This window comes from Rhodoferax ferrireducens, assembly GCF_049302455.1.
Taxonomy (GTDB): Bacteria; Pseudomonadota; Gammaproteobacteria; order Burkholderiales; family Burkholderiaceae_C; genus Rhodoferax; species Rhodoferax ferrireducens_B.
The window spans coordinates 1-12,685 of record NZ_JBAQMD010000089.1 but is presented as its reverse complement, the minus strand read 5'-3'; the positions used below and the strand labels follow the sequence as shown (position 1 = coordinate 12,685).

8 protein-coding genes, 1 tRNA gene and 1 pseudogene are annotated in these 12,685 nt (G+C 55.8%); all 10 read right to left on the bottom strand.

The genetic code is table 11. The features are described from left to right. Positions 1 to 30 precede the first annotated feature (30 nt). On the bottom strand, positions 31 to 4,248 hold the full coding sequence (gene rpoC / locus WA157_RS15480) for a DNA-directed RNA polymerase subunit beta' (protein WP_422621814.1): 4,218 nt from the start codon (positions 4,246 to 4,248) through the stop codon (positions 31 to 33). A 78-nt stretch (positions 4,249 to 4,326) separates the two neighbouring features. Further along, positions 4,327 to 8,439, bottom strand: coding sequence for a DNA-directed RNA polymerase subunit beta (gene rpoB, locus WA157_RS15475; RefSeq protein WP_422621813.1), 4,113 nt, complete (start codon positions 8,437 to 8,439; stop codon positions 4,327 to 4,329). A 269-nt stretch (positions 8,440 to 8,708) separates the two neighbouring features. Continuing rightward, positions 8,709 to 9,080, bottom strand: a complete 372-nt coding sequence (gene rplL / locus WA157_RS15470; RefSeq protein ID WP_011465860.1) for a 50S ribosomal protein L7/L12 — start codon at positions 9,078 to 9,080, stop codon at positions 8,709 to 8,711. A gap of 42 nt (positions 9,081 to 9,122) precedes the next feature. Continuing rightward, the gene (gene rplJ, locus WA157_RS15465) at positions 9,123 to 9,659 is read right to left on the bottom strand and encodes a 50S ribosomal protein L10 (protein ID WP_422621834.1); all 537 of its coding nucleotides are present in this window, start codon (positions 9,657 to 9,659) and stop codon (positions 9,123 to 9,125) included. Between the two features lie 268 nt (positions 9,660 to 9,927). Next, positions 9,928 to 10,623 carry a 50S ribosomal protein L1 gene (gene rplA / locus WA157_RS15460; RefSeq protein ID WP_422621812.1) on the bottom strand — a complete coding sequence of 232 codons (696 nt, stop codon included), beginning with the start codon at positions 10,621 to 10,623 and terminating at the stop codon, positions 9,928 to 9,930. Next, entirely contained in the window at positions 10,624 to 11,055 is a 432-nt protein-coding gene (gene rplK / locus WA157_RS15455) for a 50S ribosomal protein L11 (protein ID WP_011465863.1), read from the bottom strand. Between the two features lie 186 nt (positions 11,056 to 11,241). Next, positions 11,242 to 11,850, bottom strand: coding sequence for a transcription termination/antitermination protein NusG (gene nusG, locus WA157_RS15450; RefSeq protein ID WP_422621811.1), 609 nt, complete (start codon positions 11,848 to 11,850; stop codon positions 11,242 to 11,244). Next, on the bottom strand, positions 11,850 to 12,233 hold the full coding sequence (gene secE, locus WA157_RS15445) for a preprotein translocase subunit SecE (protein WP_011465865.1): 384 nt from the start codon (positions 12,231 to 12,233) through the stop codon (positions 11,850 to 11,852). Before secE ends, nusG begins: the two co-directional genes overlap by 1 nt. Before the next feature lie 111 nt (positions 12,234 to 12,344). Continuing rightward, a tRNA-Trp gene (locus WA157_RS15440) sits at positions 12,345 to 12,420 on the bottom strand. Positions 12,421 to 12,434: 14 nt separating this feature from the next. Beyond that, positions 12,435 to 12,685: pseudogene (tuf, locus tag WA157_RS15435) on the bottom strand (elongation factor Tu); the annotation flags it as partial.

Here is a 12,685-nt window from a genome sequence, read left to right as displayed (position 1 = left end):
AGGCGCTATGCTTAACATAGCGATCCGATCTTACTCGGCTGCTGCTCCTTCATTGGCTTCCGTTGCCTCTGCCTGACCCGCCAGTTCGGCGGCTTCCGCCTCGGCAATGGCCCGACGCTCAGTGTCGTCCATGTTCTCGCGAACCTTGCGGGCTTCGTGATAAGCCATGCCGGTACCGGCAGGAATCAGTCGACCCACAATGACGTTTTCTTTCAAGCCGCGCAATTCGTCGCGCTTACCCATGATGGCCGCTTCAGTCAGCACACGCGTGGTTTCCTGGAAGGATGCCGCACTGATGAAACTGTCGGTCGACAAGGATGCCTTGGTAATACCAAGCAGCAGATTGGTAAACCGTGCTGGAATTTTGCCGTCGGCGCGCAAGGCGTCATTGGTATTGAGAATTTCCGAGCGCTCCACTTGCTCACCGTTGATATAAGTGGAGTCACCAGCATTCTCGACCACGACCCGACGCAACATCTGGCGAACAATCACTTCGATGTGCTTGTCGTTGATCTTCACACCCTGCAAGCGGTACACGTCCTGCACCTCGTCAACAATGTAGCGTGCAAGTTCTTCGGAGCCGAGCAATCGCAAGATGTCCTGCGGATCAGCCGGACCATCGACCACGCTTTCGCCCTTGTTGACGACCTGGCCTTCGTGCACGATGATGTTTTTCTCCTTGGGCACCAAGTCTTCCCAGACAGCGCCATCCGGATCGGTGATCTGCAGGCGAATCTTGCCTTTGGTTTCCTTACCAAAAGACACGGTTCCCGTCATTTCAGCCAAAACGCCCTTGTCTTTGGGCGACCGGGCTTCAAACAGCTCGGCAACCCGCGGCAAGCCGCCGGTAATATCGCGGGTTTTTTGGCCCTCGATAGGAATCCGTGCCAGCACCTCGCCTGGGCTCACATCCTGACCGTCGCGCACCTGAACCAGCGCACCAATCGGGAAACCGATGGTCACGGAATGGTCAGTGCCGGGAATCTTGACCTCGTTGCCGGTCGCATCAATCAACTTGACGATCGGACGGATGACCTTGGCCGAACCGCGGTGTTTCGGATCGATCACCACCATGGTGGACAAACCGGTCACCTCGTCCACCTGTTTGGCAACCGTCAGGCCTTCTTCGACATTTTCGAAATGGGCCTTACCCGCAAACTCGGTAATGATCGGTCGCGTCAAAGGATCCCAATTGGCCAGGATCGCGCCCGACTTGATGGTCTGATCCGCTTTCACCGCCAACACGGCGCCATACGGCACCTTGTGACGTTCACGCTCACGGCCATGCTCGTCATGGATGACGATTTCGCCGGAACGGGAAATCACCACCAATTCCTTTTTGCCGTTCGTCACATAACGCATCGTGGCGTTAAAGCCGATGTTGCCGTTGGACTTGGCTTCCACGCTGGACGCAATGGCCGCACGCGAGGCGGCCCCGCCAATGTGGAACGTACGCATGGTCAACTGCGTGCCGGGCTCACCGATGGATTGCGCGGCAATCACACCCACCGCTTCGCCACCGTTGACCAAACCGCCCCGACCCAGATCGCGGCCATAACATTTGGCGCAAATACCAAAACGAGTCTCGCAAGTCAGCGCCGTGCGCACTTTGACTTCATCGACGCCCGCCACCTCAAGCTCATCGATCTGGTCTTCGTCGAGCATCGTGCCGGCAGGAGCCAGCACGGAACGATTCTCCGGGTGCAACACATCATCGGCCGCCGTACGACCCAGAATACGATCACGCAAGGACTCTATGACTTCACCGCCTTCGACGATGGCGCGCATCAGGTAACCGCTGTGCGTGCCGCAGTCCTGTTCGGTCACGACCAGATCCTGTGTCACATCGACCAGACGACGCGTCAGGTAACCCGAGTTGGCTGTCTTCAAGGCCGTGTCGGCAAGACCTTTTCGTGCGCCGTGGGTGGAAATAAAGTATTCCAGCACGTTCAGGCCCTCGCGGAAGTTCGCGGTGATCGGCGTCTCAATGATGGAGCCGTCGGGCTTGGCCATCAGGCCCCGCATGCCGGCCACCTGACGAATCTGCGCTGGCGAACCGCGCGCACCGGAATCCGCCATCATGTAGATGGAGTTAAAGGACTCCTGCTGTACCTGCTGGCCATGACGATCCGTGACAATTTCCTTGGACAATTGGGCCATCATGACCTTGGACACCTCGTCGCCGGCCTTGCCCCAGATGTCCACCACCTTGTTATAGCGCTCGCCTGAAGTCACCAAACCCGAGGTGTACTGCTGCGCAATTTCCTTGACCTCTTGCTCGGCTTGCTCAATGATGCCCGGCTTTTCGGTCGGCACCAACATGTCATCAAGACAGATCGAGATACCGGCCTTGGTGGCCAGCCGGAAACCATATTGCAGCAACTTGTCGGCAAACACCACGGTTTCTTTGAGCCCGCATTTGCGGAACGACACGTTGATCAGCTTGGAAATTTCTTTCTTCTTCAGCGCCTTGTTCACGTTTTCAAAAGGCAGGCCCTTGGGCAAAATTTCCGACAACAGGGCGCGCCCTGCGGTGGTTTCCCACAGCTTGGTCGAAGGCACCAATTCGCCGGTCTGCTTGTCCTTGATGTACTCCGTCAGCCGCACATTGATACGGGAGTTCAGTTCCACCGCACCGCCATCGAAGGCGCGCTGCACTTCGCCGACGTCGGCGAAAATCAGACCCTCACCCTTGCCATTGATACGCTCCCGGGTTGTGTAATACAAGCCCAGCACCACGTCTTGCGAGGGCACAATCGACGGCTCGCCGTTGGACGGGAACAGCACATTGTTGGACGCCAGCATCAACGTGCGGCATTCCACTTGCGCTTCCACCGACAAGGGCACGTGAACCGCCATCTGGTCACCGTCAAAGTCGGCATTGAATGCGGCGCAAACCAGCGGGTGCAGTTGAATCGCCTTGCCTTCGATCAAGATAGGCTCAAACGCCTGAATGCCCAAACGGTGCAGGGTTGGCGCACGGTTCAGCATCACAGGGTGCTCTTTGATCACCTCTTCTAGGATGTCCCACACCACCGGCGTGCCGGATTCAACTTCCTTCTTGGCCGCCTTGATGGTGGTCGCAATGCCCATGGCTTCCAGGCGCGCGAAGATGAAGGGCTTGAACAATTCAAGCGCCATCAGCTTGGGCAAGCCGCACTGATGAAGTTTGAGCGTGGGGCCCACCACAATCACGGAACGACCCGAGTAATCGACCCGTTTACCGAGCAAATTCTGACGGAAACGTCCCGATTTGCCTTTGATCATGTCGGCCAGCGACTTGAGGGCGCGCTTGTTGGCGCCGGTCATGGCTTTGCCGCGACGGCCGTTGTCAAGCAGCGAATCCACGGCTTCTTGCAACATGCGCTTTTCATTGCGGGCAATGATCTCGGGCGCCTTCAATTCAAGCAAACGACGCAGACGGCTGTTGCGGTTGATCACGCGACGATACAAGTCGTTCAGATCGGAGGTGGCGAAACGGCCACCGTCCAGCGGCACCAGGGGACGCAAGTCCGGTGGCAACACGGGCAGCACTTCGAGCACCATCCACTCCGGCTTGATGCCGGATTTTTTGAACGCTTCAAGCAATTTGAGTCGCTTGGTGTTCTTCTTGATCTTCAGCTCGGAGCCCGTGGGGTCGTTACGCAGTCTCTCGATCGAGCCGTCAATATCGAGGCTCTGAAGCAAATCTTTAATGCCCTCGGCGCCCATCTTGGCCTGAAACTCGTCGCCATATTCCTTGAATTTGGCGTCAAAGTCATCTTCGGACATGATGCTGAATTTTTTCAACGGCGTCATGCCCGGATCGGTCACGACATAGGCTTCAAAATACAGCACGCGCTCGATGTCACGCAAGGTCATGTCGAGCACCAGGCCCAGACGTGACGGCAGCGATTTCAGGAACCAGATGTGGGCACAAGGTGCCGCCAGGTCGATGTGGCCCATGCGCTCGCGGCGCACTTTGGTCTGGGTCACTTCAACGCCGCACTTTTCACAGATCACGCCACGGTGCTTGAGGCGCTTGTACTTGCCGCACAAGCATTCGGAGTCCTTGATGGGTCCGAAAATCTTGGCGCAAAACAGACCGTCCCGCTCGGGCTTGAAGGTGCGGTAGTTGATGGTTTCCGGCTTTTTGACTTCGCCGAACGACCACGAACGGATCTTCTCGGGAGAAGCCATGCCAATCTTGATGGCATTGAAATGCTCATCCGGCGTGAACTGCTTGAACAGGTCGAGTAATGATTTCATGACGCTAATTCCTCTTTAATCGGTTGAGGACAGAGCAGACTGCTGCGCAATCCTGGTCTGTCCCGCAAAACATCAGGCCTAGCCGCGTTCCAGCTCGATATCAATACCGAGTGAGCGAATTTCCTTGACCAGCACATTGAACGACTCCGGCATGCCGGCTTCGATCGAATGCTCACCCTTGACAATGCTCTCGTACACCTTGGTACGGCCTTGCACGTCATCTGATTTGACTGTGAGCATTTCCTGCAACGTGTAGGCAGCGCCGTACGCCTCGAGCGCCCAGACCTCCATCTCACCGAAACGCTGACCACCAAACTGAGCCTTGCCGCCCAACGGTTGCTGCGTGACGAGACTGTAGGGGCCAGTGGAACGGGCATGCATTTTGTCATCCACCAAATGGTGCAACTTCAAATAGTGCATGTAACCGATCGTCGTGGGCCGCTCAAACGGGTCGCCGGTGCGGCCGTCGTACAGGTAAGCCTGCGTGCGCGCCGGGGTAAGCCCCTTTTGCTTGATCGCATCTTCAGGGTAAGCGAGCTTGAGCATGGCCCCGATGTCAGCCTCCGATGCGCCGTCAAACACTGGCGTGGCGAAAGGCACACCCGACGTCAGATTGCCCGCCATTTCCAATACTTCGTCGTCACTCAGTTGAGCCAGGTCTTCCTTGCGACCGGTACCGTTGTAGAGTTCATCCAGGAACTTGCGCAATTCGGCCACCTTGGCTTCAGCCTGCAACATGTCACCAATGCGCTGTCCAATACCTTTTGCCGCCCATCCCAGATGAACTTCGAGCACCTGGCCGATATTCATCCGTGACGGCACACCCAGGGGATTGAGCACAATATCGCAGGGCGTGCCATCCGCCATGAACGGCATGTCTTCAACCGGGACGATCTTGGACACCACACCCTTGTTGCCGTGACGGCCGGCCATTTTGTCGCCCGGTTGCAGATGGCGTTTGACAGCCAGATAAACCTTGACCATCTTCAAGACACCAGCAGGCAACTCGTCGCCTTGGGTCAACTTCTTGCGTTTTTCTTCAAAGGCGAGATCGAAGCTGTGCCGGGTCTGCTCCATCGAGTTCTTGATGCTCTCCAATTGAGCTGCGACATCGTCTTCAGCCGGACGAATATCAAACCAGTGGTGTTTTTCCACCGAAGTCAAATACGCCTTGTCGATGGTCGTGCCTTTGGCAAGTTTTTGCGGACCCCCATTGGCCACTTTGCCAACCAGTAACTTCTCGATCCGGTCAAATGAATCGGCTTCTACAAGACGCAGCTGGTCATTCAAGTCAAGCCGGAAACGCTTGAGTTCGTCATCAATGATCTGTTGTGCCCGGCGGTCGCGCACGATGCCTTCGCGGGTAAAGACCTGCACGTCGATCACGGTCCCCTGGGAGCCCTGATCCACACGCAGCGAGGTGTCTTTCACGTCACTGGCTTTTTCACCGAAGATGGCACGCAGCAGCTTCTCTTCCGGTGTCAGTGTGGTCTCGCCCTTGGGGGTGACTTTGCCCACCAGCGTGTCACCCGGCTGAACTTCGGCGCCAACGTAAATGATGCCGGACTCATCCAGACGATTGAGTTGTTGCTCGCTCAAGTTCGGAATGTCACGGGTGATTTCTTCACAACCAAGCTTGGTATCACGCGCCATCACGACCAACTCTTCGATATGGATCGAGGTATAGCGGTCGTCTGCCACCACGCGTTCGCTGATCAAGATTGAATCTTCGAAGTTGTAGCCGTTCCAGGTCATGAAGCCAATGAGCATGTTCTGGCCCAAAGCCAGTTCACCCAGATCGGTGGAAGCACCGTCAGCAATGACGTCTCCCTTGGCCAGCATGTCGCCCTTTTTGACAATGGGCCGCTGATGGATATTGGTATTTTGATTGGAGCGCTGGTATTTGATGAGGTTGTAAATATCAACACCCACTTCACCGGCTTGTGCCTCGGCGTCATTGACGCGAATCACGACCCGGGTTGCATCCACGTAATCCACCATGCCGCCCCGCATTGCAGTCACGACAGTGCCGGAGTCAATCGCCGCAACGCGCTCAATGCCGGTGCCAACCATTGGCTTTTCCGGGCGCAGAATCGGCACGGCCTGACGCGACATATTTGCACCCATCAAGGCGCGATTCGCATCATCGTGTTCCAGAAACGGCACCAAGGAGGCAGCCACTGACACGATCTGTGCTGGCGACACGTCCATGTATTGCACACGCTCGGGCCCGGCAAAAATCGTTTCACCCGCTTCACGCGCAGAGATCATCTCGCCCGTGAGCTTGCCGTCTTTGTCCAGCACCGCATTGGCCTGCGCGATGACGAATTTGCCTTCTTCAATCGCCGACAAATAGTCAATCTCCATCGTGACCTTGCCATCGACCACGCGACGGTAGGGCGTTTCAATGAAACCGTAATCGTTGAGGCGGGCATACAGCGCCAGCGAATTGATCAGGCCGATGTTCGGACCTTCTGGCGTTTCAATCGGGCACACGCGACCGTAATGGGTCACGTGCACGTCACGCACTTCAAAGCCGGCGCGCTCGCGCGTCAAACCACCTGGGCCAAGGGCCGATACGCGGCGCTTGTGGGTGATCTCCGACAACGGGTTGGTCTGATCCATGAACTGGGACAACTGCGAGGCGCCGAAGAACTCTTTCAGGGCCGCCGAAATGGGCTTGCTGTTGATCAGGTCATGCGGCATGAGTGGCTCCTGCTCGGCCTGACCCAGACGCTCCTTGACAGCTTTTTCAATCCGCGCCAGACCGGTCCGGTATTGGTTTTCGGCCAGTTCACCCACGCAACGCACACGCCTGTTGCCAAGGTGGTCAATGTCGTCCACGTCGCCGCGACCGTTGCGCAAGTCCACCAGAATCTTGACGACTGCCAGGATATCCTCGTTGGTCAGAACCATGGGGCCAGTCGATTCCGGTCGACCCATCTTGGCGTTGAACTTCATCCGGCCGACACGCGACAGATCGTAGGTATCGGGGTTGTAGAACAAGCGCTGGAACAGCGCCTGCACCGCGTCCTCGGTCGGCGGCTCACCCGGGCGCATCATGCGGTAAATGGCCACACGGGCTGCAAATTCATCCACCGTTTCGTCGCTGCGCAAGGTTTGCGAAATGTACGCACCCTGATCGAGTTCATTGGTGTAAATACACGGCAGATCCTGCACGCCAGCCAAACGTAGCTTCTTGATCAGTGCTTCCGTGAGTTCCTCATTGGCCTTGGCCAGGATTTCACCCGTATCGGTGTCAACGATATTGCGCGCCACCACACGACCCAGCAGGAAATCCTCGGGCACGCTGATGTGCGTGGTGCCAGACTGTTCCAGTTCGCGGGTGTGGCGGGCCGTCACTCGCTTCTCTTTGGCAACAATCACTTTGCCGCTCTTGTCGGTGATATCGAAACGGGCCACTTCACCGCGCAGGCGCTCTGCCACGAACTCCATTTGGGCACCACTGTCCATCAGACGGAAATTGTCATTGACGAAGAAGTTCGCCAGGATGGACTCGTGGTTCAAACCAATGGCCTTGAGCAGAATCGTGACCGGCATTTTGCGCCGACGATCCACGCGGAAGTAAAGGAAGTCCTTGGGGTCGAATTCAAAATCGAGCCAGGAACCACGGTAAGGAATGATTCGGGCCGAGAACAGCAACTTGCCCGAACTGTGAGTTTTACCCTTGTCGTGTTCAAAGAACACACCGGGGGAACGGTGCAACTGGGAGACGATCACGCGCTCCGTGCCGTTGATGATGAATGAGCCCTTGGTGGTCATCAGGGGCACTTCACCCATGTAGACCTCTTGCTCTTTGACCTCCTTGATCACTTTATTTTGCGAGGTCGACGACTCGCGGTCATAAATGAACAGCTGAACCTTGGCGCGCACTGCCGAGGCGAAAGTCAGACCACGGGTCTGGCACTCACGCACGTCGAAAGCGGGCTTGGCCAGGTTGTACTCGAGATATTTCATCTCGACAAAGCCATTGTGTGAAATGATCGGGAAAGCCGCTTCAAAAGCCGCTTGAAGCCCTTCTGCTGTTCGCTTTTTGGGGTGAACATCAGCCTGCAGGAACGCGGTGTAGGCATCCTTTTGCATTTGCAACAGGTAAGGAATTTCCAGCACGCTGTCGCGACTGCCAAAATTTTTGCGAATACGCTTGCGTTCGGTGTATGAGTAAGCCATGAGATCTCCGGGCAAAGACTAAGGAATCCTGGGGGTCCTAGGCGACTGTTAAATTGAGTCCCCAATGTCTCAATATTTTTCTTGGTGATTGGCCGCTACCAATCATTGGCGGACGGTCATACATTGCGCATGACCCGAACCAAGGCATCTTCTGCAGTCGGGATCAGAAGACACTGAAAAACAGACCTTGAGTCTGCTTTTCAGTGCTCTCTCATAAGCAGCAAAGGCTGGGGCCCTTTTGGAGCACCCAGCCTCTCTGGAGAGCTCAATTACTTGAGTTCGGCCTTGGCGCCAGCGTCCAGCAGCTTCTTCAAAGCGGCTTCAGCATCAACCTTGGAAACGCCTTCCTTGACGTTCTTCGGAGCACCATCGACCATGTCTTTGGCTTCCTTCAGGCCCAGGCCCGTAATTTCGCGCACGGCCTTGATGACTGACACCTTGGCGGCACCAGCTTCCAGCAACACGACGTTGAATTCGGTCTTCTCTTCAGCCACAGCGGCAACAGCGCCACCGGCAGCGGGTGCCGACATGGCTGCGGCGCTCACGCCAAATTTCTCTTCGATGGCTTTCACCAAGTCGTTGAGTTCCATGACCGTCATGCTGTCCAGCGCGGTCAAAAATGCGTCTTTATCGAATGCCATTTTTATTTCCTAACAATATTGGTTACTACGCGTTGCCCGCAATCAAGCTGCAACTGCCTCTGCGGCGGCTTCTGCCGGTGCGTCTGTCACACCAGCGCCTTTTTTCTCCGCGATCGCTGCCAGCACACGTGCTGTACGCGAAATTGGAGATTGCATCAAGCCCAGCAACTGTGCCAACAACACTTCCTTGGAGGGAATGCTTGCCAGTTGCTTCACGCCGTTCACGTCCAGTGCTTTTCCGCCGTATGCGCCCCCACGAATCACCAACTTGACGTTGGTCTTCGCGAAGTCAGCCACCACTCGCGCGGCAGCCACTGCATCTTCAGAGAAGCCATAGATCAGCGGACCGGTCATCAGGTCGGACACAACTTCAAATCCGCTACCCGTGACAGCACGGCGAGCCAAGGTGTTCTTCAACACACTCAGACTCACGCCATTGCTGCGCGCGGTGGAGCGCAATTTGGTCATGTCAGCGACCGTGATGCCACGGTATTCCGCCATCACGAGCGTTTGAGCTTTTGCGGCGAGGCCAGTCACATCACTGATGACCGCTTCTTTCTCACTGCGATTAAGACTCAAGATCAACTCCTTCAAAATGTGCTTGTCGGCAAATTGCCTTCAAGCACGCCACATTGCAGCGACCAACTGTTTCGGAAACATGTTCCATCTGCAGCGGGATCGCCATCTGCGTTGGCTCAAGCCCTGGGTAACCCAGGACCCATTGATTAAGTGCTTGTCCGTACCGGCACGGCTTGCACACCAACGGTCTCGGATGACCTGCTCATACCAATCAGCATAAACAGCCCACCACATCAGACCACCTTTTAAAGTGGTCAGAATCTCTTAACTACGCGGCGATGGTTTGCAGATCCACGCGGATACCCACACCCATCGTGCTTGAAACCGCTACCTTTTTCAAATAAACACCCTTGCTCGTAGCCGGCTTGGCCTTGGTCAAAGCGTCTACCAGCGCGGCCAGATTGCCTTGCAACTTGTCTGTGTCGAATGAGCGGCGGCCAATCGTGGAGTGCACGATACCGGCTTTGTCGACGCGGAATTGCACCTGACCGGCCTTGGCGTTCTTGACAGCCGTTGCCACGTCCGGCGTCACGGTCCCCACCTTGGGGTTAGGCATCAAACCGCGTGGACCGAGAATCTGACCCAAGGTGCCCACAACGCGCATCGCATCAGGCGCTGCAATCACAATATCAAACGGCATATCGCCAGCTTTGATCATGGCGGCCAAATCGTCCATACCCACGATGTCAGCGCCCGCCGCCTTGGCTTCTTCAGCCTTGGCACCCTGAGCAAACACCGCAACGCGCTTGGTCTTGCCAGTGCCATTGGGCAGCACGACAGCGCCGCGCACCACTTGGTCCGACTTTTTGGCATCAATGCCGAGCTGAACCGCCACGTCGATAGATTCATCGAACTTGGCTGTTGCACACTCTTTCACGAGACCCAATGCGTCTGCCAGGGGATACAGCTTGTTGCTGTCAACTTTTCCTTGGAAGGATTTTTGTTTTTTGGTGAGCTGGGTCATTTAAACACCCTCCACATTCACGCCCATCGAACGGGCAGAGCCGGCAATGGTACGAACCGCGGCATCCATATCGGCAGCAGTCAAATCTTTCATCTTGGTTTTGGCGATCTCTTCAAGCTGGGCGCGTGTGATCTTGCCAACCTTGACAGACTGTGGCGTAGCCGAGCCTTTGGTCACTCCGACTGCCTTTTTGATCAGGATCGACGACGGCGGCGACTTGATGACAAAAGTAAAACTTTTGTCTGCAAAAGCGGTGATAACCACCGGCAGCGGCAGACCAGGCTCAATGCCCTGGGTCTGCGCGTTGAACGCTTTGCAGAATTCCATAATATTCAAGCCACGCTGACCCAAAGCTGGGCCAATGGGTGGTGACGGATTGGCTTTGCCTGCTGGTACTTGCAGTTTGACAAAACCGACGATTTTTTTCGCCATGCTTTTCTCCTTGCGGGTAATGACGCCCGGCCCTCGCTTTAAATTTGCGGGCCCTGGCTCCCCGGGGTTAACGACTCTCTACATTTCAGCACTTGGCGCCGAGTCGGGAAGCGCCAAGCAAGTAATCAATTGAGGACAGAGCAGGCTCGCCATGCGTAGCTCCGGCCTGTCCCGCGAGGCCTCAGCTTATGTTTTCTCAATCTGGGAAAAATCAAGTTCCACTGGCGTGGCGCGGCCAAAGATTGTAACCGCGACGCGAACTTTGCTCTTTTCGTAGTTGACGTCTTCCACCGAGCCATTGAAATCGGTAAAAGGCCCATCCTTGACGCGCACAAACTCACCCACCTCAAATTCAACCTTGTGACGCGGCTTCTCGGTGCCTTCCTGCATCTGGTTGACGATCTTCAAGACTTCCGCCTCCGAGATCGGCGCCGGGCGGGTCTTCAGACCGCCGACAAAACCAGTGACCTTGTTGGTGTGCTTTACCAGGTGCCAGGTATCGTCGTCCATCACCATTTCGACCAGCACATAGCCTGGGAAAAACTTGCGTTCAGTCGTCTTTTTCTGGCCATTCTTGATCTCGACCACTTCCTCCATGGGAACCAGAATGCGACCAAATTTATGCTGCATGCCAGAGCGATTGATGCGCTCCGTGATGTTGCGCTCAACCGCTTTTTCCATGCCTGAATAAGCATGAACGACGTACCAACGCAAATCGGGATTGGTCGGCGCCGTTGCCAGAACCTGCGCTGCCGCAGGCGTTTCAGTTGACGGGGTTTCTACAGCGTCATTCATTATTTTTTCCACCCCAGAATCAAGTCATAAAACAACCACTCAAGCGTCTTGTCCGTCAGCCAGAGAAATAAAGCCATCAGCAGCACAAAGCCAAACACATAAGCCGTCATTTGAATGGCTTCTTTGCGCGCGGGCCAAACGACTTTTTTAACTTCTCGCCAGGCGTCTTGACCGAAGGCGTACAGGGCTTTGCCTGGCTCGGATGTAAAAAAAACAACCACGGCGGCCGCCAAACCCAGCAGCAAAGCACCCCATTGAACCAGTTGCCCTTGCTTGCCGAACAAATAAAAGGCTGCAAGCGCGGCCACAACCAACACGGCGGCTGTCGCAAGTTTGGCCTTATCGGCGCCGGTACTGACAGTTTCAACTTGTGTGGTGGCCATTTTTCTCAATCTCGTACTTTTGCTGCATCAAATCAAATTCAGCCGTCTTGAGACGCTGAAGCCCGCTATTCACATAGCGGGCCGGAAATCCACCTCATCGTGCGAATCTGGTGGCAGGGGCGGAAGGAATCGAACCATCAACCTTCGGTTTTGGAGACCGACGCTCTGCCAATTGAGCTACGCCCCTACAAATAAAATCTTCTATGCGATGATCTTCGCAACCACACCGGCACCAACCGTCTTGCCACCTTCGCGGATGGCGAAACGCAGGCCTTCTTCCATGGCGATCGGGTTGATCAGCTTGACGATGATCGACACGTTGTCGCCCGGCATCACCATTTCTTTGCCTTCTGGCAACTCGATCGCACCGGTCACGTCCGTGGTACGGAAGTAGAACTGGGGACGGTAGTTGTTGAAGAACGGGGTGTGGCGGCCACCTTCGTCTTTGGACA